22 protein-coding genes are annotated in these 20,095 nt (G+C 60.9%); 11 read left to right on the plus strand and 11 right to left on the minus strand.

From position 1 onward, the window contains the following. Positions 1-56 precede the first annotated feature (56 nt). Together AB4N80_RS13315 and AB4N80_RS13320 are read right to left on the minus strand one after the other, a co-directional pair. Positions 57-1,406, minus strand: a complete 1,350-nt coding sequence (locus AB4N80_RS13315) for an NCS2 family permease (RefSeq protein ID WP_122566984.1) — start codon at positions 1,404-1,406, stop codon at positions 57-59. 333 nt (positions 1,407-1,739) lie between these two features. Next, complete coding sequence (locus tag AB4N80_RS13320) at positions 1,740-2,177, minus strand: MarR family winged helix-turn-helix transcriptional regulator (RefSeq protein ID WP_354339701.1); 438 nt, start codon at positions 2,175-2,177, stop codon at positions 1,740-1,742. Between the two features lie 81 nt (positions 2,178-2,258). Here AB4N80_RS13320 and AB4N80_RS13325 point away from each other — a divergent pair, with 81 nt between their 5' ends. Further along, positions 2,259-3,425 (plus strand): aminotransferase-like domain-containing protein, encoded by a 1,167-nt coding sequence (locus AB4N80_RS13325; RefSeq protein ID WP_122566986.1) that lies wholly within the window; start codon positions 2,259-2,261, stop codon positions 3,423-3,425. Positions 3,426-3,578: 153 nt separating this feature from the next. On the opposite strand, the gene AB4N80_RS13330 is transcribed toward AB4N80_RS13325, so the two are convergent. From AB4N80_RS13330 to AB4N80_RS13350, 5 genes are all read right to left on the minus strand, one after another. Next, entirely contained in the window at positions 3,579-3,950 is a 372-nt protein-coding gene (locus AB4N80_RS13330; RefSeq protein WP_305471260.1) for a glutathione S-transferase N-terminal domain-containing protein, read from the minus strand. 104 nt (positions 3,951-4,054) lie between these two features. After that, the gene (gene folE / locus AB4N80_RS13335) at positions 4,055-4,600 is read right to left on the minus strand and encodes a GTP cyclohydrolase I FolE (RefSeq protein ID WP_003204506.1); all 546 of its coding nucleotides are present in this window, start codon (positions 4,598-4,600) and stop codon (positions 4,055-4,057) included. An 82-nt stretch (positions 4,601-4,682) separates the two neighbouring features. Continuing rightward, positions 4,683-5,240 (minus strand): Smr/MutS family protein, encoded by a 558-nt coding sequence (locus tag AB4N80_RS13340; RefSeq protein WP_003204497.1) that lies wholly within the window; start codon positions 5,238-5,240, stop codon positions 4,683-4,685. Positions 5,241-5,313: 73 nt separating this feature from the next. Further along, complete coding sequence (locus AB4N80_RS13345; protein ID WP_460082413.1) at positions 5,314-5,634, minus strand: hypothetical protein; 321 nt, start codon at positions 5,632-5,634, stop codon at positions 5,314-5,316. 130 nt (positions 5,635-5,764) lie between these two features. Beyond that, a complete protein-coding gene (locus AB4N80_RS13350; RefSeq protein ID WP_122566987.1) occupies positions 5,765-6,355 on the minus strand; it encodes a cysteine hydrolase family protein in 591 nt (196 codons plus the stop codon). Between the two features lie 254 nt (positions 6,356-6,609). Here AB4N80_RS13350 and prmB point away from each other — a divergent pair, with 254 nt between their 5' ends. After that, the gene (prmB, locus tag AB4N80_RS13355) at positions 6,610-7,518 is read left to right on the plus strand and encodes a 50S ribosomal protein L3 N(5)-glutamine methyltransferase (protein WP_122566988.1); all 909 of its coding nucleotides are present in this window, start codon (positions 6,610-6,612) and stop codon (positions 7,516-7,518) included. Positions 7,519-7,759: 241 nt separating this feature from the next. Here the strand turns inward: prmB and AB4N80_RS13360 are convergent, their stop codons facing one another. After that, positions 7,760-8,548 (minus strand): hypothetical protein, encoded by a 789-nt coding sequence (locus tag AB4N80_RS13360; protein ID WP_122566989.1) that lies wholly within the window; start codon positions 8,546-8,548, stop codon positions 7,760-7,762. A 109-nt stretch (positions 8,549-8,657) separates the two neighbouring features. Further along, on the minus strand, positions 8,658-9,623 hold the full coding sequence (locus AB4N80_RS13365; RefSeq protein WP_122566990.1) for an alpha/beta hydrolase: 966 nt from the start codon (positions 9,621-9,623) through the stop codon (positions 8,658-8,660). Between the two features lie 143 nt (positions 9,624-9,766). On the opposite strand from AB4N80_RS13365, the gene aroC reads away from it, so the two are divergent. The 5 genes from aroC to AB4N80_RS13390 all read left to right on the plus strand — a co-directional run bounded on the left by aroC (position 9,767) and on the right by AB4N80_RS13390 (position 14,510). Beyond that, complete coding sequence (gene aroC / locus AB4N80_RS13370) at positions 9,767-10,858, plus strand: chorismate synthase (RefSeq protein WP_354339703.1); 1,092 nt, start codon at positions 9,767-9,769, stop codon at positions 10,856-10,858. A 34-nt stretch (positions 10,859-10,892) separates the two neighbouring features. Further along, a complete protein-coding gene (locus AB4N80_RS13375; protein WP_122566992.1) occupies positions 10,893-12,038 on the plus strand; it encodes an MFS transporter in 1,146 nt (381 codons plus the stop codon). 34 nt (positions 12,039-12,072) lie between these two features. Continuing rightward, positions 12,073-12,606 carry a 1,2-dihydroxy-3-keto-5-methylthiopentene dioxygenase gene (locus tag AB4N80_RS13380; protein WP_305482325.1) on the plus strand — a complete coding sequence of 178 codons (534 nt, stop codon included), beginning with the start codon at positions 12,073-12,075 and terminating at the stop codon, positions 12,604-12,606. A 206-nt stretch (positions 12,607-12,812) separates the two neighbouring features. Beyond that, positions 12,813-13,988 carry an integrase core domain-containing protein gene (locus tag AB4N80_RS13385; RefSeq protein WP_122567194.1) on the plus strand — a complete coding sequence of 392 codons (1,176 nt, stop codon included), beginning with the start codon at positions 12,813-12,815 and terminating at the stop codon, positions 13,986-13,988. Between the two features lie 285 nt (positions 13,989-14,273). After that, the gene (locus tag AB4N80_RS13390) at positions 14,274-14,510 is read left to right on the plus strand and encodes a hypothetical protein (protein WP_460083225.1); all 237 of its coding nucleotides are present in this window, start codon (positions 14,274-14,276) and stop codon (positions 14,508-14,510) included. 142 nt (positions 14,511-14,652) lie between these two features. Here AB4N80_RS13390 and AB4N80_RS13395 read toward each other — a convergent pair whose 3' ends face one another. Next, positions 14,653-14,931: a DUF3509 domain-containing protein gene (locus tag AB4N80_RS13395; RefSeq protein ID WP_003204481.1), complete on the minus strand. Its 279-nt coding sequence runs from the start codon at positions 14,929-14,931 to the stop codon at positions 14,653-14,655. A gap of 356 nt (positions 14,932-15,287) precedes the next feature. Here AB4N80_RS13395 and AB4N80_RS13400 point away from each other — a divergent pair, with 356 nt between their 5' ends. The 4 genes from AB4N80_RS13400 to AB4N80_RS13415 all read left to right on the plus strand — a co-directional run bounded on the left by AB4N80_RS13400 (position 15,288) and on the right by AB4N80_RS13415 (position 18,713). Next, positions 15,288-17,114, plus strand: coding sequence for a long-chain-acyl-CoA synthetase (locus AB4N80_RS13400; protein WP_460082420.1), 1,827 nt, complete (start codon positions 15,288-15,290; stop codon positions 17,112-17,114). A gap of 94 nt (positions 17,115-17,208) precedes the next feature. Further along, on the plus strand, positions 17,209-17,727 hold the full coding sequence (locus AB4N80_RS13405; RefSeq protein ID WP_122565981.1) for an ankyrin repeat domain-containing protein: 519 nt from the start codon (positions 17,209-17,211) through the stop codon (positions 17,725-17,727). Between the two features lie 192 nt (positions 17,728-17,919). Beyond that, positions 17,920-18,450 carry a hypothetical protein gene (locus AB4N80_RS13410; RefSeq protein ID WP_122565979.1) on the plus strand — a complete coding sequence of 177 codons (531 nt, stop codon included), beginning with the start codon at positions 17,920-17,922 and terminating at the stop codon, positions 18,448-18,450. A gap of 71 nt (positions 18,451-18,521) precedes the next feature. After that, complete coding sequence (locus AB4N80_RS13415; RefSeq protein WP_003204476.1) at positions 18,522-18,713, plus strand: PLDc N-terminal domain-containing protein; 192 nt, start codon at positions 18,522-18,524, stop codon at positions 18,711-18,713. 61 nt (positions 18,714-18,774) lie between these two features. Here AB4N80_RS13415 and AB4N80_RS13420 read toward each other — a convergent pair whose 3' ends face one another. Then, positions 18,775-19,962, minus strand: a complete 1,188-nt coding sequence (locus tag AB4N80_RS13420; RefSeq protein WP_122565978.1) for an MFS transporter — start codon at positions 19,960-19,962, stop codon at positions 18,775-18,777. Positions 19,963-20,095: the final 133 nt, after the last annotated feature.

The following is a 20,095-nucleotide window of genomic DNA, read 5'->3' on the forward strand; positions in this document are numbered from 1 at the left end:
GCTCCTGATGTACAAAAGCCTCACCCGAGGGGTGAGGCAGGTGGATACGGTATCGCTTACAAGAAGATGAACTTGGCGATGAAGATCGCGCAGAGCACCCACAGGCTGACGGAGATTTCCTTGTGTTTTCCGGTGCCGGCCTTGAGCACCACATAGGTGATGAACCCCAGGGCGATACCGTCGGCGACCGAGAACGTCAGGGGCATCATGATGGCCGTGACGATGGCTGGAATGCTGTCGGTTGGTTCGTCCCATTCGATGTGGGCCATGCCGCCCATCATCAGCATGGCGACGTAGATCAAGGCCCCGGCCGTGGCATAGGCCGGGATCATCCCGGCCAGCGGTGCGAAGAACATGGCGGCAATAAATAGCACACCGACGGTCACGGCGGTAAGCCCCGTGCGGCCACCGGCGGCCACACCGGCGGCGCTTTCCACGTAACTGGTCACCGGCGGCACACCGACCATGGCGCCGAATACGCTGGAGGCGCTGTCGGCTTTCAAGGCGCGGGACAGGTTCTCGATCTTGCCATCGGCCTTCACCAGGCCGGCGCGCTGGGCAACGCCCATCAAGGTGCCGGCGGTGTCGAACATGTGCACGAACAGGAAGGCCAGCACCACGCTGATCATGCTGATGTTGAACACCCCGGCCACGTCCATCGCCATCCAGGTCGGGGCCAGGCTCGGCGGTGTCGACATGACGCCGTTGTACTGCACCAGTCCCAGGCCCCAACCGGCCAGTGTCACGGCAATGATGCTGATCAGGATCGCGCCGAACACGCGGTGATAACTGAGTACGGCGATCATCAGGAAGCACACCGCGGCCAGCAACGGACCGGGTTCACGCAACGAGCCAAGCTTGATCAGGGTGGCGGGGCTGTCGACGATGATCCCGGCGGTTTTCAGGCCGATCAGCCCGAGGAACAACCCGACCCCCGCGCCCATGGCGAAGCGCAGGCTCACCGGAATGCTGTTGAGCAGCCACTCGCGCACCCGTGACAGGGTCAAGAACATGAACAGCACACCGGAAATGAACACCGCGCCCAACGCGGTTTCCCAGTTGTAGCCCATGGTGCCGACCACGGTGTAGGTGAAGAAGGCGTTCAGGCCCATGCCCGGTGCCAGGCCCACCGGCCAGTTGGCGTACAGGCCCATCAACAGGCAGCCCAGGGCGGCGGCGATGCAGGTGGCGACGAACGCGGCACCGTGATCGATGCCGGCGTCGGCCATGATGTTGGGGTTGACGAAGATGATGTAGGCCATGGTGATGAAGGTTGTCAGGCCGGCAATCAACTCGGTCTTCACCGTGGTGCCATGCAAGCTGAGTTTGAAGAGGCGTTCCAGCCAGCCACTGCGTAGTGGCGGCGAGAGGTCCAGCGTCCGGGCGTCGGGTTTGCGGCTTTCCACAGCGAGTACTCCTCAAGAGTCTTATTGTTATTTCCAGCACCGCAAACGCCCTGGGGGTGGCCGCGATGCGTTGAGGCAGGTAAGGCTGGCGAAGTATGTTGACCTGTTGGTCAGGAACTCGCACGAAACGAATTATGCTTTTGTATACAAATAATGCAAATAATGTTTTCTGTGTTGTCGACGAAATGTCTGGCGATAGGGATATATCACCCATGCGGACGCTATCGCGAGCAAGCTCGCTCCCACAGTGGGGTGGGGTGAATGCAAGAATTGGGTTCAACCATGAACCCTGTGGGAGCGAGCTTGCTCGCGATAGCGTCGGATCAGGTGCCTTCAGTCACTGGATTTGCCCAGTGCCAGGTTCACCGCCAACCACCCATTCACCGCCGCCTCCCCAGCCTCGGCAAACACCCGCTCCAGCAATTTCACCTGCTCGCGCCGCAACGCCTGCTCGAACCGCTCGCCCTCGGCCGTCAGTTCCAGCAGCCGCTTACGCTTGTCAGTCTCGGACGCAACGCTGTTCACCAGGTGCATTTCCATCAACTGGCGCAACGGCATGTTCAGCGCCTGCTTGCTCACTCCGAGCAGGGTCAGCAATTCCTTCACGCTCAAGGACGGATAGCGGGCGATGAAAAAGACGATGCGCTGGTGGACCCGGCTCAACCCACGACGCTCGAGCATTTCATCGGCCTTGGCGGTGAACGCCTGATAACCGAAGAAAAACGCTTCCATGGCCATTTGTTGGGAGGTTGGGTTTTTAAGGTCAAGCATATTGACGTATCCAGAGGGGGCGGAGTAGTTTCGGTCAATCAGTTTGACTCATTCTTCCAGCGACCCGCTACAGGTGACCCCATGGCTTTTTCCGAACGTGTCTCGCGCCTCAAAAGTTCTTTGATTCGAGAAATCCTCGCGGCGGCGCAGCGCCCTGAAGTGATGTCGTTCGCCGGCGGCCTGCCAGCCGAAGCCATGCTGCCGAAAGTGGAATGGGCGGCCATGCCGTTGTCCATGGGGCAGTACGGCATGAGCGAAGGCGAACCGGCCCTGCGCGAAGCCCTGGCGGCTCAGGCGCGGGCATTGGGCGTGGTCTGTGAGGCGAGTCAGGTGTTGGTGGTCAGCGGCTCCCAGCAAACCCTCGACCTGGCGGCCAAGTTGCACATTGACGTGGGCACCGAAGTGATGCTCGAAGCGCCGACGTATCTGGCGGCGCTGCAGATTTTCCAGTTGTTCGGCGCCGACTGCATCACCGTGCCCCTGGAGGCCGATGGCCCGGATCTGCATCAGTTACGGGCCCGGCTGGAGCGGCATCGGCCTGCGTTCATCTACCTGATTCCGACGTTCCAGAACCCCTCGGCGGTGCGCTACAGCGAGGCCAAGCGCGACGCGGTGGCAGCTTTGCTGGATGAGTTCGGCGTCACCCTGATCGAGGACGAACCCTACCGCGAGCTGACGTTCGATGGCGGCAGTGCCACGCCGATCGTCAGTCGCTTGAAGAAGGCCAGCTGGATCTACACCGGCACCGTGTCGAAAACCCTGTTGCCGGGGCTGCGGGTGGGCTATCTGATCGCCAGCCCGGATTTGTTCCCGCACCTGCTGCGGCTCAAGCAATCGGCGGACCTGCACACCAATCGCATCGGTCAGTGGCAGGCGCTGCAATGGATCGGCACCGAACAGTACCGCAGCCATTTGAGCGAATTGAGGGATTTCTACCGGGACCGTCGCGATCGGTTCCAGGCGGCGTTGCAAACGCATTTCTCTGATATCGCGGACTGGAACGTGCCCCAGGGTGGGTTGTTTTTCTGGCTGACCCTCAGGCAACCGCTGGACACCCGCACCTTGCTCGCCGCCGCACTGGCGGCCGACGTTGCGTTCATGCCGGGGGAGCCGTTCTTTCCTGAACCGGACCAGCATCCAGGGCACCTGCGCTTGAACTTCAGCCACATTGATCCGGCGCGGCTGGATGAAGGGCTCAAGCGGTTGGCGGGGGTGGTGCGGGAGGCGTTGGCGGTAAAAGCGGCTTGATATCAGGGGCTTTGTGGTGGCTGTCCGGGCCCCATCGCGAGCAAGCTCGGCTCCCACAGGGGACGGTGGTGAATACAAATCTAGCGTTCACCAAGGCCTACTGTGGGAGCCGAGCTTGCTCGCGATGGGGGCCTCCCAGCCACCACAAAACCATCAGGCTGCAGAGAACCGCTTATCCAGATACTCAATAATCACCTTGGACTCATACATCCAGGTGGTCTTGCCATCTTCTTCAATACGCAGGCACGGCACTTTGATCCTGCCGCCTTGCTCCAGCAGCGTCTGGCGATCCTGTTCGTTGTTTTTCGCATCGCGCAGGGCCACCGGCACGTTGAGACGGCGCAAGGTGCGGCGGGTCTTCACGCAGAACGGGCAGGCGTGGAATTGATACAGCGTCAGGCTGCGGGCGGCCTGGTCGACCTGGGCCTGGGCCGCGGCGGGGCGCTGTTTCTTGCCGGGGCGGGTGATGAAGTCGATGAAGATAATGAGCTGGCCCAAGCCAACTCGAAGCGCTTTGACAATCACGGTATTCAGCCTCGCGGCAGGGAAGAAGAGGGCGCGCAGCTTACCTGATTTTTCACCGGCGAAAAAAAACCGGCGATCAACGCCGGTTTTCTTCAAGCGACGGGTTACTTGATGAGGCTGAGGAATTCGCTGCGAGTGGCGGCGTTTTCCCGGAACTCGCCGAGCATCACCGAAGTGATCATCGAGGAATTCTGCTTTTCCACACCGCGCATCATCATGCACATGTGCTTGGCCTCGATCACCACCGCCACGCCCAAGGCGCCGGTCACTTGCTGGACCGCGTCGGCGATCTGGCGGCTGAGGTTTTCCTGGATCTGCAGGCGACGGGCATACATGTCGACGATGCGCGCGACTTTCGACAGCCCCAGCACCTTGCCACTCGGGATATAGGCCACGTGGGCCTTGCCGATGAAAGGCAGCAGGTGGTGTTCGCACAACGAGTACAACTCGATGTCCTTGACCAGCACCATCTCGCTGTTGTCGGAGCTGAACAAGGCACCGTTGGTGACTTCTTCCAGGGTCTGTTCATAACCGCGGCAGAGGTACTGCATGGCCTTGGCAGCGCGCTTGGGCGTGTCGAGCAGGCCCTCGCGGGAAACGTCCTCGCCCAGTTGGCCGAGAATCGCGGTGTAATTCTGTTCCAGAGACATGAAACTACCTGTGGGATGGGATTTTACGCAAAGGGCAAGGGTACGGTGGCGGACACGGCGCTGCAAGCTCGGCAAGCGAGGGCTACTCGTCGCGACCTTCCATCATGGTGCGCTTGAGCATCACGTAGACCGCCCCGGCGCCGCCGTGTTTCGCTTGGCAGGAGGTGAAGCCCAGCACTTGCGGGTGCTGGCGCAGCCAGGTGTTGACGTGGCTCTTGATCATCGGTCGCTTGCCGTCCAGGCGCACGGCTTTGCCATGGGTGACGCGTACGCAACGGATTTCGAACTTGGTGGCTTCGGCCAGGAACGCCCAAAGGGTTTCCCGGGCCTTTTCGACGCTCATGCCGTGCAGGTCTAGGCTGCCTTCGAAGGGGATCTGGCCGACCTTCAGCTTGCGCATCTGGCTTTCCTGGACGCCGTCGCGCGCCCACATCAACTCGTCTTCCGGGCCGACGTCGATCACGAACTGATCGGACAAACCGTCCACGGTCGTGGCGTCGGTGCGCACGGTGGCGGCTTGGCGCAGCTTGGCGATTTGCGCGCGATCGGCCTTGGGCTTGCCGGTCTCGGCACGGTCGTGTTTGATCGGTTTTACGCCCTGGATCGCACTTTTGAACAGGGAAAAGTCGTCGTCTTGCATGTCAGCCTCCGCGAAGCCGGCCAGTTTACCCAACTCTGGCGGGATCAGGCGCGACAAAACGTCGAGTGGCGGATCAGTCGTGCTTTTTCATCAGGTGCGGAGCCATGGCCAGCTCCAGGGATTGGCGGGCGCGACGGCGGCAGCGGCGCCAGAGCCAGACGCCCAACAGCAACACGAAAAGACCGACTGCCAGGAAGATCGCCGAACCCAGCGGGGTGGCATTCAACTCGCCCAATGCGGGTGGACGGCCCAGCAAGCTGGCCGCACCGGCCATGGCCAGCAGCACACCGAGTGTTGCCAGCAGCGCAGCGATCGCCGCGCCAAAACGAAACCGCCAGTTGCTCGGGCCCTTGGGCCGCAAGCGACGTGCGTCAAAACCATCGGATAACTTCATTCCGACCTTCCTCAATGGGTATCGGCCCTTCGACCGGAAGATATTCGGGTTGTTCCTGAGGCTAGGGTAATTGCAGCAAATGAGAGGCTTTTGCGGATGAGCGGCAGGGAGGGCCGCTCATCAAGGCGCATCAGATGAAGTCGCGGGTCAGGGCCAGGGTGGCGAAGTTGTCGGCCATGATCGCCATTTCGGTCTGCTGAACGTGCTCGGCACTGAGGACACCGCCCTTGTACGGCAGGTCGCGCGTGGCGCAGGCGTCCTCCACCAGGGTGCAGCGAAAGCCCAGGTTCTTGGCGGCGCGCACGGTGGTGCTGACGCTGGAATGGCTCATGAACCCGCACACGATCAGGTCCAGGGGGCCGAAGTCTTCCAGGCGCTTTTTCAGCTCGGTGCCGTGGAAGGCGCTGGGCAGCAACTTTTCGACCACGGTTTCGTCGCTCAGGGGTTCGAGGCCGGCAATGAACTCCCCGCGTTCGCCTTGTGGATCGAACAGCCCGCCATGGGTGCCCAGGTGGCGCACATGCACGATCGGGCGACCGGCTGCACGGGCCGCGCCGAGCAGTTGCTTGATGTTCGCGACGGCTGCATCCATGCCGCTCAGGGCCAGGGGCCCGGCGAGATATTCCTTCTGGGCATCGATGATGATCAAGGTCGCTTGACTCAGATTGGCCGCTGCATAACCACGGCCGCTGAGTTGAAACATCGTTTTTGGAACGGACATTCTGGGGCTCCTTCGAGTGGGGCTTTTGCGACATTGTCCTCTGGCTGAGCGGTTCTGTGAATCGCTTCCATCGCAAGGGCCGCCGTTGCTGGCCTACAGCCTTGTCAAGATGCTCGTCTCGTTCAATAGGCGGTGCAAAAAACGGATAAATCCTACGATTGGTCCAGCGCTTTTCGTTCGCCATCGAGGCGTGTTTGGGTGGGGCCGCGTTTGGCTGGTAGACTCGCCCGTCGATTTTTCTGGAGTTTGCCGCCGTGATCACTTCCCGTCTCCGTACCCTGCGCGACCATATCCGTTGGGCCGTCAGCCGTTTCCATGGGGAGGATCTGTTTTTCGGCCATGGCACCGACAATGCGTGGGATGAAGCTCGGCAACTGGTGTTGGGTGCGTTGCACCTGCCGTGGGAAATCGCCGACAGCTACCTGGACTGCCGTCTTGAAGACGAAGAACTGGTGCATGTGCAGCGTCTGCTGCGTCGGCGCATTGCCGAGCGCATCCCGACGGCCTACCTGTTGGGTGAGGCCTGGTTCTGCGGAATGTCGTTTATCGTCGATGAGCGCGTGCTCATTCCGCGCTCGCCCATCGGTGAGCTGATCGAAAACCGTTTCGAGCCTTGGTTGGGCCAGGCACCGGCCCGGATTCTCGACCTGTGCACCGGTTCCGGCTGCATCGGCATTGCCTGTGCCTATGAATTCCCGGAGGCCGAGGTGGTGCTGGCCGACCTGTCGTTCGAAGCACTGGAAGTGGCCAACCAGAACATTGAGCGCCACGGCGTCGACGAGCGCGTGTTCACCGTTCAGGGGGATGGTTTCGAAGGTCTGCCGGGGCAACGTTTCGACCTGATCGTGTCGAACCCGCCCTACGTTGATGCGGAAGATTTCGCCGACATGCCGCAGGAGTACCAGCACGAACCGGAGCTGGGTCTGGCCTGTGGCGACGACGGCTTGAACCTGGTTCGCCGGATGCTGGCCGAGGCGGCCGATCATCTGACCGAGAAAGGGCTCTTGATTGTCGAGGTGGGCAACAGCCAGGTGCACGTCGAGGCGCTGTACCCGGAAGTCGATTTCGCCTGGCTCGACTTCGAGCGTGGTGGCCATGGCGTGTTCATGCTCAGTGCCGAGCAGTGCCGCCAGTATCAGGCGGTGTTTGCTTCGCGGGTTTGATTGCTGCGACCGCTTTTGTGGCTTCAAAGGCTCAAAATAGTACTTGCCAGATTTACGACTGCTGCGCAGCCGAGCGGGAGCAAGCTCCCTCGTCACGGGATTGTCCGCATTTTTCCGCCGCAACCCTACTGTGGGAGCGAGCTTGCTCGCGATGGCGTCGGATCAGCAGCATGGAAGTTGACTGATTCACCGCTATCGCGAGCAAGCTCGCTCCCGCAGGGTTACTCACGCGCTGTTGGGTTCAATGCCGCGTCGCAATCCAGATCAGCAACCCCGCCTGGAACATGGCGAAAGCCACCAGGCAGGTGATGGTGAAGCGCAGGCCGGTGTCTTCGCGCTTGAACTTGGTGACCTTTTCTTCCTGCTGCTTGAGTTTGACTTCCTGTTCCGCCAGGTTCTGCTCGGCTTGTTGCAGCATCTGCGCAGCTTCGAGGATGGTCACGAACTGCAGCTTCTCGGTGTTCCAGTCGCCGATCAAATCGCCGACCTGGGCCGGCTTGATGCTGCCCTTGAGGTGTTGGGCATCGGCGTAGGCCACCTCGAAACCCTGGGCCTTGAGAAAGCGGTCGCGGCGCAGGCGAGTGTCTTCGTTCAGGGCGTCCTTGTTATCCAGGTCGGAGCCTTCAACCTGGTAGGCAGACCAGCGTTTCTTGGCCCAGGTAATACCTTGGGCCGCCAGGAAACGGCCGATGCCACGGTTCAACGGCTCGACTTGCAGGTTGTCCGGGGAAAAAGTCAGGCGTTTTTCGACGTGGTCGGCCCAGACGTCCAGGTGATTCTGTTCCTTGCGCACCCGCTGGTTCGGCAACTGGATGGTCATGCGCAGCAGGCTGCGTTCCTTGCTGTGGCGCTCGACGTAGCTGAACTCGACAAACCGCAGCGGCCGCACACCGGTGGCGCGGTCGGTCTTGAGCGGTGCCAGCCGGAGCATCTTGTGATGCTCGGTGTGCACGTCGGCCCACGGCAGCTCCACCGCAGTCGAGGCGGGGGCTTCGGCAGCGGTGTCGGGGGAAGTTTGAGTTTCAGTCATAACGGCAAAGTCCTGTCCAGGCCGGCGGGTCGGTAGCCATTGCGCTATCCGACACAGTGCTATCGGCCGTTTTTGCCAGGACTGGAGGGCTAGTTGCGACTAAAACCGCTTAACGGGCGGCTAACGAGTCAATAAAACGCAGAATCCGCGTACCGAGCTCGGCCGCCAGGGGCAGGTCGGGGTCCTTGTAGGAGGCCAGTTGCCGTTTCACGTCGTTGGGCACGATGCGCATCACGTGGTTCATGCCCTCGATCAGCGCCAGCTCGGCGTCGGGCTTGGCGGCTTTCAACTGCCGGGCATCATCGACGCTGACCTGGATGTCGTTGCTGCCCTGGATGATCAAGGCAGGCATCTTCAACGCGGCGAAGGCCCGGGCCGGGTCCTGGCGGAACAACGAGATCAGGTAGGGCTGAACGCTGGGGCGGAAAATGACCTGCAATTGCGCCGGCACGTTGTTGTCGAGCTGCCCGGCCTTGAGGCTGTCGAGCAGCTCATTGCTGCGTAACATCAGCGGTGGTGGCAGGCGGTTGCTCAGTTGTTGGCGCAGAACCTGGTCGATCGGCCGGGCACTGCCGGACAGCGAAATCACCGCCGCCGCGTTGGCCTGGGGCGCCGCGAGGCTGGCGATCAACGCGCCTTCGCTGTGGCCCAGCAGGATCAACGGGCCCAGGCGTGGATCGGCGGCGAGCTTGTGGCTCCAGGCCACGGCATCGGCCACATAGGCCTCGACGCTCAGGTTGCGCTCGTCCGGTGTCGCCGCGAGGCTGGCGGCCACACCGCGTTTGTCATATCGCACGCTGGCAATGTTGTGCCTGGCCAGGACCCAGGCCAGGCGCTTGAGGCTGTCGTTGCGCCCGCCCTCGGGGTTGTTGCCGTCGCGATCCGTAGGACCGGACCCGGAAATGATCAGGACAACCGGCACGGGCGTGTCGGACTTGGGCAGCAACAACGAGCCGAAAAGCTCACCACTGCCGGTGTCGAGACTGATCGGGCGTTGCAGCACCGTGGCTTGGGCCAGGCAGGAAAACAGGCCGGTGAACACGGCAAGGCTTAAGGCAAGCAGCTTTAACATCATCACGCCATTAGTTGCGAAGGTGCCGGTTGGACTGGTGGTCGCCGATAAGGTTCGAGGATGAACTACGCGGGGAGCCTGCGTATACTGGCGCCCACTACGAATCCAAGGTTGAGTCTCTCAGCGTTTTTCACGGAGCACCCTGCATGTCCGGCAATACCTACGGCAAGCTGTTCACTGTCACCACCGCGGGCGAAAGCCATGGCCCGGCGTTGGTCGCCATTGTCGACGGCTGCCCGCCGGGCCTGGAGATTTCCCTGGACGACCTGCAGCGTGACCTCGACCGCCGCAAGCCCGGCACCAGCCGCCACACCACCCAGCGCCAGGAAGCCGATGAAGTCGAAATCCTGTCCGGCGTGTTCGAAGGGCGCACCACCGGCTGCGCCATTGGCCTGCTGATCCGCAACACCGACCAGAAGTCCAAGGACTACTCGGCCATCAAGGACCTGTTCCGCCCGGCCCACGCCGACTACACCTACCACCACAAATACGGTGAGCGCGACTACCGTGGCGGCGGCCGCAGCTCGGCCCGGGAAACCGCCATGCGCGTGGCGGCCGGAGCAATCGCCAAGAAATACCTGGCCAGCCAGGGCATCGTCATCCGTGGCTACATGAGCCAGTTGGGCCCCATCGAAATCCCGTTCAAGACTTGGGACTCGGTGGAGCAGAACGCCTTCTTCTGCCCCGACCCGGACAAGGTGCCGGAGCTCGAAACCTACATGGACCAACTGCGCCGGGACCAGGACTCGGTCGGTGCGAAGATCACCGTAGTCGCCGAAGGCGTGATGCCCGGCCTGGGCGAGCCGATCTTCGACCGCCTCGACGCCGAGCTGGCCCACGCGCTGATGAGCATCAACGCGGTGAAGGGCGTGGAGATCGGCGCCGGTTTCGCCTGCGTCGCCCAGCGCGGCACTGAGCACCGTGACGAACTGACCCCGGACGGTTTCCTCAGCAACAATGCCGGCGGCATCCTCGGCGGCATTTCCTCGGGCCAGCCGATCGTGGCGCACCTGGCCTTGAAGCCGACGTCCAGCATCACCACGCCGGGCCGCTCCATCGACATCCATGGCAACCCGGTCGAGGTGATCACCAAGGGCCGTCACGACCCGTGCGTCGGCATTCGTGCCACGCCCATCGCCGAAGCGATGATGGCCATCGTGCTGATGGATCACCTGCTGCGTCATCGCGGCCAGAACGCCGACGTCCGCGTCAGCACCCCGGTGCTGGGACAACTTTGATGGCCGGCCTGCCAGCCGCCGTGGCCTGACGACCATGGCGGCACTGCCGTACTGGCGGCTCTCCAGCTTCTATCTGTTCTATTTCGCGCTGCTCGGTTCGACGGCGCCGTTCCTGGCGCTGTATTTCGATCACCTGGGCTTCAACGCGGCGCGCATCGGCGAGCTGGTGGCGATCCCGATGCTGATGCGCTGCGTGGCGCCGAACATCTGGGGCTGGCTGGGGGATTACACCGGCCGACGCCTGGCGATCGTTCGCTTTGGCGCGATCTGCACGCTGCTGACCTTCTCGCTGATCTTCATCGACAAAAGCTACGCCTGGCTGGCGATGGTCATGGCGCTGCACGCGTTCTTCTGGCACGCGGTGCTGCCGCAATTCGAAGTCATCACCCTGGCCCACTTGAGCGGGCAGGCCTCGCGCTACAGCCAGATCCGCCTGTGGGGTTCCATCGGCTTCATCATCACCGTGGTCGTGCTCGGTCGTTTGTTCGAATGGCTGAGCCTGAACATCTATCCGCTGGCACTGGTGTTGATCATGGCCGGCATCGTCCTTGCCAGCTTCTGTGTGCCCAACGCCCAGCCATTGCAGGGACCGCGAGTCGCGGGGGAGGGCTTCCTGCGGCAACTGCGCAACCCTGGCGTGCTGGCGTTCTACATCTGCGTGGGCCTGATGCAGGTGAGCCACGGGCCGTATTACACCTTCCTGACGTTGCACCTCGAACGCCTGGGCTACAGCCGCGGCTTGATCGGCATGCTTTGGGCGGTCGGTGTGGTGGCGGAAGTGTTGGTCTTCCTGCTGATGAGCCGGATCCTGGCGCGGTTTTCCGTGCGCCGGGTACTGCTGGCGAGTTTCCTGTTGGCGGCGTTGCGCTGGCTGTTGTTGGGCTCGCTGGCCGAGTTTCTCTGGGTGTTGTTGTTTGCCCAGGTGCTGCATGCGGCGACCTTCGGCAGCTTTCACGCCGCCGCCATCCATTTCGTGCAACGTAGCTTCGGCCCTCGCCAGCAAGGCCAGGGGCAGGCGCTGTATGCAGCGTTGGCCGGCACGGGCGGGGCCTTGGGCGCGTTGTACTCCGGGTACAGCTGGAACGCCCTGGGCGCCAGTTGGACGTTCAGTCTTGCCAGCCTCGCGGCCTTCGCGGCAGCCGTTATCATTGCGACACGTATGCAAGAGGACCGGCCATGAGCCTTCGAACCGTTAATTTGCTGGAGCCATTGTCATGAGTAGCCTGTCCGTCTATCACGTTTCGAGCCCTGAGATTCCGAACAAGGTGTTGACTCATTTTGAGGACATTGCCGCGACCTTGGCTGAGCAAGGTGTTCGCTTTGATCGCTGGGAAGCGGCGGCGAACATTCAGCCTGGGGCCAGTGAGGAGGAGATTATTGCGGCTTACCAGGCTCGGATCGATGGGGTGATGACTGAGCGCGGTTATGTTGCGGTCGATGTGGTCAGTGTCAGCTGCGATCATCCGGAACAAGCAGGGGTGCTTGATGAGTACCGCCATAGCCAGGACGAAGTACGATTTTTCGTTGCTGGTCGGGGGTTGTTTAACCTGCACATTGGCGATTATGTCTATGCGGTGCTGTGTGAGAGGAATGACTTGATCACGGTGCCTGCCGGTACGGCGCATTGGTTTGACGGGGGAGAGCGGCCGTATTTTGTTTCGATTCGTTTGTCTGGTGGTTCGCAGGGGTTGGTTGCTGAGCTTACTGGGGATGATATTGCTCGCCGGTTTCCTCGTCTGGAGGATTGACCGCGTTCTTAGGGTTGGTGTGTATATCCGTTATTTCGGTAACGGCGGCTTAGGGTTCCGCCCTTACGGCGGGTCACTTTTGGAAGAGCGCCAAAAGTAACCAAAAACGCTTTGCCGGTATGACTCACCCACATGGGTTACAAATCAGTTCACGCACATAGGTAACAGTTTTTAACTGGCATGGTCGATTTCGCGAGGATTTGACCATGCCTTGGAGAGAGCTGAAACCTATGGACCTCAAAGTGATGTTCATCGCTGAATATCTGTCTGAAAAGCACAGCTTTAGCCGGCTGTGCCAGGACTATCAGATCAGCCGAAAGACCGGCTACAAGTGGGTTGAGCGCTATGAACTGGAGGGCCCCAGTGGGCTCGACGAGCGCAGTCGCCGACGGCACAACCAAACCTATGTGGTGCCGCTGGTTGTGAGACAAGCAATCATTGAGCTTCGCTCTACTGGCGAGACGGTTCCGGGGCCTAAAAAGATCCAGAGCGACCTGATAAAGCGTTTTCCGGGGCAGGATCCGCCGTCGAAAACGACCATCTACAACATCCTTAAGGCAGCGGACTTGATCGCGCCTCGGCCGTTGCGCCGGCGTGTCGCTGTCTACCCCAAACCTTTGCGTAAGGCCGAAACGCCTAACCAGCTCTTCAGTGCAGATTACAAAGGCCAATTTCTCACCGGCGCGGGTGTCTGGTGCTATCCGCTGACGATCATGGACCATGCCAGTCGCTTCTTACTTGCCTGCGAGAGCATGGCTAACACCAATCTCAAGGAGACCCAGCAAACCTTCGAGCGCGTTTTTCGGGAATATGGGATGCCTGAGCGCATCCGCACCGATAACGGCGTGCCGTTTGCCAGTACGGGTCGTGCGGGGCTGTCGCAGTTGTCGATCTGGTGGCTACGCCTTGGGATTATCCCCGAGCGAATTGAGCCCGGTCGGCCAGATCAAAATGGGCGTCATGAGCGTATGCACCGGACGTTGAAAAGTACGCTTCCCAAACCACCAGCCGTTGCCTGGGAGGCCCAGCAAAAACACTTTGATCGATTTATGCAGCACTACAATCACGAGCGGGGACACGAGGCGCTCGGCCAGCAAACCCCGGCCTCCTGCTATACACCCTCAACCCGAGCTTACCCGGAAAAATTACCGGAAATGGGGTATGCGAGCCATGTTGAGTGTTACCTGGCTGATAGTTGCGGAATCATTAGTCGAGATGGTCTGCGGATATACGTGGGGAACCTGCTCAGGCATCAAACTATTGGAATGGAGATGATCAAAGACGGAGTATGGAATGTGATCTTCGGCCCGGTGATCCTAGGTCACGTCAATGCCAGGGACGCAAAGAACGGCTACGTTTCAATCAAAGTGTCACCTATGTGAATGCACTTTTTTGTAACCCATGTGGTTGTCCCGTACATGCCCCACCACTCGGCACCTCGCTTAGGCTCGGTGTGCCCTCACTCCGGCATTGCTCCGTGGGCCGCCGCGAAGGGCCATCCATGGCCCAGCGCGGCTAACCCGGCATCCATGCCGGGTTGCCCACTGCGCAATGCCTGCGTTCGGCCAGCGTGGTTTAACGGGGCGTCCAAATCAAGAGCAAGAGCAAGAGCAAGAGCAAGAGCAAGAGCAAGAGCAAGAGCAAGAGCAAGAGCAAGAGCGGGGCACATGCTGGCATCTATGTGGCTGACCCACCGCTATCGCGCGCAAGCCCGCTCCCACAGGAGAAACGCGATCACCAAGAGCCAGGTCGGCTATCAGGCCGCCTCGTGGTGGACGTTGATCTCGGGCGCCCCGTTAACCACGATGCCTTCGTTCAGGCATGCCGAGCCTAAGCGAGGCACCGAGTGGTGGGGCAAAAGCGTTTTGCTTACTTTTGCGCTCTTCAAAAGTGAGCCGCTGTAAAAGCGGAACCGTCAGTAGCCGTTACCGCAGAAATGGATATACACACCAAAGCAGCCTCTCCCAACGCACAAAAAAACGGCGCTTCCCATCTCTGAAAAAGCGCCGTTTCCAAGTGAACAGCAAAGCGGATTTTCCAGCAGACTCAAGCGCTATGGTAAGTCGGCAGCGCAAACCGATGCTGGCTCTGCAACAACGTGATCTGTGGCAACTCGCTAGCCTGTTCAGCCAAGTCACGACGAATCGCGCTGATCGCCCAAGACAACTGATCCCCAGCATGCAATTGAGCATAGGAAATCGTGCGTTTGAACAGCTTGCCGTCACTATTACGCAAGGTCAGCAAAATGCCGCCATCCGGGCGGGGCTGAGTGGTCACTTCGTAGTTGGAAAACAGGGATGCAAACTTTTCTTGAATCATGTTCATAGTTGACTGCTCCATGGTGTGGCAAACCGTGGAGAGGTGGTTGCACTGTCTGTGCCAGCATTTGCTCTTATAAAAAATACTTTAAAAACAATACGTTATGTTTTTTCTCTATTTTCGCTTTCGTGCATCTTGCATGAATGGTCATCGTGCATCCTGCATTTTGCGGGGTCGAGCAACGATTTTTGGAACCAAATCGTTTTCCGGCGCTCACGCACCTCCTGCCTCCGGCAGCGGATACAAAACATTGCAAAAACCGCATGTACAGCGCCGCAATCGCCAGCGTACTTTCGAGCCAAAATCACCGCCAGCCCGATAACAAGAACCGAGACCCACGAGGTCGAACGGGGAAGAACACCATGAGTCGTACACCCAGCGACGCCATTACCTGGGGCATGATGCTGCGCAAGCTGCCCGCCATCGCCAGAGTCGTACCCCGGATTGTCAAGGGCATGAAGCTGGCCAATGTCCAGGACCCGACCCAGCCATGTGGCCTGGGCTGGTGTTTCGAGCAGGCCACCCAACGCAATCCCCAGGGGCCGGCACTGCTGTGTGGCGATACGGTGTTGAGTTATGCACAGGTCAACGCGCAGGCCAATCGCATCGCCCATTACCTGTTGGCCCAAGGCATCGGCAAGGGCGATTGCGTGGCGATCTTCATCGAGAACCGGCCACAGCTGTTGATCAGCGTGCTGGCGATGGCCAAGATTGGCGCGGTCAGCGCCATGCTCAACACCTCGCAAACCGGTGATGCGCTGGTGCACAGCCTGGCCCTGGTCAACCCGGTCGCGGTGGTGGTCGGGGATGAGCGGGTCGCGGCTTTCAACGATGTGCGAGCGCGCACCGCACTGTCGAGCAGCAGGGCCTGGTGGCTGGCGGATCAGGACAGTACCGATGCCCCGTCCGGTTTCATCGACCTGTTGGCCGGTTGCGAGGATTACCCGGACGATAACCCGGCGTGCAGCCGGGAGGTTTTCTGCAACGATCCGTGTTTTTACCTCTACACCTCGGGCACCACCGGGCTGCCCAAGGCCGGGGTGTTTCGCCACGGTCGCTGGATGCGCACGTCCACCAGCTTCGGTCTGATCGCCCTGGACATGCAGCCCGACGATGTCGTCTATTGCACCTTGCCGCTGTACCACGCCACGGGCCTGTGCGTGTGTTGGGGGGCGGCGATCTGTGGGGCATCGGGGTTCGCGATTCGACGCAAGTTCCGCGCCAGCCAGTTCTGGAGTGACGTACGCCGCTACCGGGCGACCACGCTGGGTTACGTCGGTGAGTTGTGCCGCTACCTGATCGACCAGCCTGTCGCTGCCAATGACCGCCACCACGGCGTAAAGAAAATGATCGGCAACGGCCTGCGGCCCGGGGCCTGGTCGGCCTTCAAGACGCGTTTCGGTATCGATCATATCTGCGAGCTATATGCAGCCAGCGACGGCAATATCGGTTTCACCAACATCCTGAATTTCGACAACACCGTCGGGTTCTCCCTGATGGGCTGGGAGCTGGTGCAGTACGACCATGCCAGTGGCCTGCCGTTGCGCAACCTGCAAGGGCACATGCAAAAAGTACCCAGGGGCCAACCGGGACTGCTGCTGGCGCGGATCGACGAGAAGGCGCCACTGGACGGCTATACCGATCAGGCCTTGACCGAAAAGACTATCTGCCGGGATGCCTTTGCGCCGGGCGACCGTTATTTCAACACCGGGGACCTGCTGCGCAACATCGGCTTCGGGCATGGGCGGTTTGTTGACCGCCTTGGCGACACCTATCGCTGGAAAGGCGAAAACGTCTCCACCACGGAAGTCGAAAACGTTTTGCTGCAACACCCGCAGGTGGCCGAGGCGGTGGCTTATGGCGTGGAGATCAATGGCACCAATGGCCGTGCCGGCATGGCGGCGATCACCCCGTCCGAATCCCTGGCGACCCTGGACTTCAGCGAGTTGCTGCAATTCCTGCAATGTAAATTGCCCGCTTATGCCGTGCCGCTGTTCCTGCGCATCAAGGTGAAGATGGATACCACCGGCACCTTCAAGTACCAGAAAACGCGCCTCAAGGCTGAAGGGTTCGACCCGTGCATCATGGGGGATGAGCCGGTCTATGCCTGGCTGCCGGGCACTGATACGTACGTGCGGGTCGACCGACAATTGGCGACCCGGATTCAGGACGGACAATTGCGTTATTGATTCTGGCTATGGCGGGCACAGTGAAAAAAGGGATGACAGCGCCCAGGTCCCTCGGGAAACTAGCCGCTTTGCGAAGAGCCGAGTGGAGTTTCCCATGTCCGATACAAGCCGCCAGATGACCCCGGAAGAGGCTGCCGAGTTTGCCGAGCAGGTGTTCAACGTCGCACGCCAGGGCGACGCGGCCATGATGGCCGCGCTGCTGAGCAAGGGCCTGCCGCCCAACCTGCGCAACCACAAGGGCGACACCCTGTTGATGCTGGCCGCTTACCACGGGCATGTGGAAACGGTGAAAGTGTTGCTGGAGCACAAAGCCGATCCGGAAATCCGCAACGACAACGGCCAGAGCCCGATTGCCGGCGCGGCGTTCAAGGGCGACCTGGCCGTGGTCGCGGCGCTGGTGGACGGCGGCGCGCAAGTGGAAGGCGCCTCCTTCGATGGCCGTACCGCCTTGATGATGGCGGCGATGTTCAACCGGGTGGAAATCGTCGACTACCTGATCGGCAAAGGCGCCGACCCGAAAGCCAAGGATGCCAACGGCGTCTCGGCCCTTGATGCCGCCCGGACCATGGGCGCGGTGGACACCACGGCGCAGTTGGAAAAGATGTTGGGCTGATAGGCTGTGGGAGCAAAGCTTGCTCGCGATACAGGCACCTCGTTTCCAGAGAAACCGCGTTGTTTTCATCGCGGGCAAGCCTTGCTCCCACAAAATGCTCGTTCACCACAGGTCCTTCTCCAATCCTAATCCGCATGCGAATGCGCTATCCTGCCCGCCCTCAAAACACCCTTCGCCACAGGATTCATCCCCATGAAAGCCGCCCTCATCGAACTCATCGGCAAAATCAGCTCCGGCTGCCTTGGCGAGGCTGACATTGAACGAATCGCTGACGAAGCGGCCCAGGCCTACGCCGATCCGGCGGCTTTCCTTACGGCCAACCCCGATATCAACTACGACGACACCTTCCCGATCCCGTTGGGGGAATGGGTGGTGGCGGGCAGCCTGCCAGACACCGTGCTGTTCCAGGCGGACACCTACGTGGACCTGTTCGAGCAGATCGTTGCCTCGTTCGGCCCTGGCGTGGCGTTCAACCTCAAGCCCAAGCAATTGGCGAAAACCGAAGCCCTGACCGCGCTCAACCGTATCCAGATCCAGATGAGCAGCTTGAACAAGGAAAACGGTGGCTATGTGTTGATGAACTTCAGCCAGTTGCTCGACGATGAGTTGCAAATGGTGCTGGTGTACGGCAACGACGTGCCGCGAGTGCTGGAATTGTGTGCCGAAGTCGGCATCGCCGCCGCGCCGGCCCTGGAAGCCCTCAAGGTCGCGGTTCACGTCTGAAGCAATAAAACGGAACCCATGCCGGGGGCCCGCTATCCTAAGGGGGCACATCACCATTTGGGAGCGACACCATGGGTTCCACCTTCAACGGCCTGGTCGGCCTGATTATCCTGGCGCTCGATATCTGGGCGATCATCAATGTCCTCAAGAGTGGCGCGGAAACCGGGATGAAAATCCTCTGGGTGCTGCTGATCCTGCTGTTGCCGGTCCTGGGCCTGATCATCTGGGCGATTGCCGGGCCGCGGGGCAACGTGCGGATCTGACCGCTCCAATGAAAATGCCCGATCGCTTCAAGCGAACGGGCATTTTTTTATGCGTGGGGTTTCAGGCCGTGGCCAGGGCTGGCTTGCGCGAGGCACTCAAGAAGCGCAGCAAGGCCAACAGCGGGAAGGCGCTGCCGACGATCACCACCCACAACCAGCCGCCGTGCTCGTACACCGCACTGGCAATCGATGAACCGAAGGCGCCGCCGACGAAGATGCTGGTCATGTACAACGCATTCAGCCGGCTGCGGCTCTTGGCATCGAGGGCGTAGATGGTGCGCTGGCCCAGGACCATGTTCATTTGCACGCAGAAATCCAGGACCACGCCGGTCACCGCCAGGCCGATCACGCTGTAGAGCGGATGGATGAACGCCGGCAGGAAACTCAGGCTGGCGAACAGCATCGCCAGCAGCGAGGCGTTGCGGGTATGGCCGGCATCCGCCAGGCGACCGGCGATGGGCGCGGCGATGGCACCGATGGCGCCGACCAGGGCAAACAGGGCGATTTCAGTCTGGGACAGGCCATGGTTGCGTGACAGTTCCAGCGGCACGGCAGTCCAGAACAGGCTGAACGTGGCGAACATGCAGGCTTGGTAGAACGCCCGTTGCCGCAACAGCGGTTGTTGGCGCAGCAGGGTGCCGAGTGAACCCAGCAGTTGGCCATAGGAAGCGCTATGGTCGGGCTGGCGCTTGGGCACGGTCAGCGCCAGGACGATGCTGATCGCGGCCATCAACGCGGCGGCGATGATGAACATGGCCCGCCAGCCGAAGTGATCGGCCACGACGCTGGAGATCGGCCGCGCCAGCAGGATCCCCAGCAGCAGGCCGCCCATGATCCCCCCGACGACCCGCCCCCGGGATTCCTCCGGCGCCAGGTGCGCGGCCAGCGGAATCAGGACTTGTACCGACACCGAACTGAACCCCACCAGCAGCGAGACCAGCAGGAACACATTCGGCTGGTCAGTGAACGCCGCCCCCAACAGGCTGGCAATCGCCACCAGCGTGGTGATGATCATCAGCCGCCGGTTCTCCAGCAAGTCCCCCAGCGGCACCAGGAAAAACAGGCCCAGGGCATAACCGATCTGGGTCAGCGAAACGATCAGGCTGGCCATGGTGCTGCTCAGGCCGACATCGGGGGCGATCAGTTCGATGATGGGTTGGGCGTAGTAGATGTTGGCGACGATGGCGCCGCAGCAAAAAGCGAACAGCAGGACCATGCCTCGGGTCAGGGTGGCGGGGTGGGCACTCATGGCAATCTCGTCAGTGAACAGGAAAGATGGCGTGAGGCTAAAGAGTTGTGCTGCTCTGGAACAGGCTTTGTGGCTGATACCAGACATGCTTGTGGTTGATGATGGTTGCTGTGATGAGCGCTTTATGTGGCGA

It is taken from the genome of Pseudomonas sp. H3_A02 (genome assembly GCF_054671965.1).

Coding starts and splice junctions, on each gene's coding strand:
- AB4N80_RS13410 (WP_122565979.1), top strand. CDS start 17,920: ATGAAAGCCGCCCTCATCGAACTCATCGGCAAAATCAGCTCCGGCTGC.
- AB4N80_RS13345 (WP_460082413.1), bottom strand. CDS start 5,634: ATGAAGTTATCCGATGGTTTTGACGCACGTCGCTTGCGGCCCAAGGGC.
- AB4N80_RS13395 (WP_003204481.1), bottom strand. CDS start 14,931: ATGAACATGATTCAAGAAAAGTTTGCATCCCTGTTTTCCAACTACGAA.
- AB4N80_RS13385 (WP_122567194.1), top strand. CDS start 12,813: ATGCCTTGGAGAGAGCTGAAACCTATGGACCTCAAAGTGATGTTCATC.
- AB4N80_RS13350 (WP_122566987.1), bottom strand. CDS start 6,355: ATGTCCGTTCCAAAAACGATGTTTCAACTCAGCGGCCGTGGTTATGCA.
- AB4N80_RS13405 (WP_122565981.1), top strand. CDS start 17,209: ATGTCCGATACAAGCCGCCAGATGACCCCGGAAGAGGCTGCCGAGTTT.
- AB4N80_RS13415 (WP_003204476.1), top strand. CDS start 18,522: ATGGGTTCCACCTTCAACGGCCTGGTCGGCCTGATTATCCTGGCGCTC.
- AB4N80_RS13375 (WP_122566992.1), top strand. CDS start 10,893: ATGGCGGCACTGCCGTACTGGCGGCTCTCCAGCTTCTATCTGTTCTAT.
- AB4N80_RS13390 (WP_460083225.1), top strand. CDS start 14,274: ATGCTGGCATCTATGTGGCTGACCCACCGCTATCGCGCGCAAGCCCGC.
- AB4N80_RS13340 (WP_003204497.1), bottom strand. CDS start 5,240: ATGCAAGACGACGACTTTTCCCTGTTCAAAAGTGCGATCCAGGGCGTA.
- AB4N80_RS13400 (WP_460082420.1), top strand. CDS start 15,288: ATGAGTCGTACACCCAGCGACGCCATTACCTGGGGCATGATGCTGCGC.
- AB4N80_RS13320 (WP_354339701.1), bottom strand. CDS start 2,177: ATGCTTGACCTTAAAAACCCAACCTCCCAACAAATGGCCATGGAAGCG.
- folE (WP_003204506.1), bottom strand. CDS start 4,600: ATGTCTCTGGAACAGAATTACACCGCGATTCTCGGCCAACTGGGCGAG.
- AB4N80_RS13380 (WP_305482325.1), top strand. CDS start 12,073: ATGAGTAGCCTGTCCGTCTATCACGTTTCGAGCCCTGAGATTCCGAAC.
- AB4N80_RS13360 (WP_122566989.1), bottom strand. CDS start 8,548: ATGACTGAAACTCAAACTTCCCCCGACACCGCTGCCGAAGCCCCCGCC.
- aroC (WP_354339703.1), top strand. CDS start 9,767: ATGTCCGGCAATACCTACGGCAAGCTGTTCACTGTCACCACCGCGGGC.
- AB4N80_RS13325 (WP_122566986.1), top strand. CDS start 2,259: ATGGCTTTTTCCGAACGTGTCTCGCGCCTCAAAAGTTCTTTGATTCGA.
- AB4N80_RS13365 (WP_122566990.1), bottom strand. CDS start 9,623: ATGATGTTAAAGCTGCTTGCCTTAAGCCTTGCCGTGTTCACCGGCCTG.
- AB4N80_RS13420 (WP_122565978.1), bottom strand. CDS start 19,962: ATGAGTGCCCACCCCGCCACCCTGACCCGAGGCATGGTCCTGCTGTTC.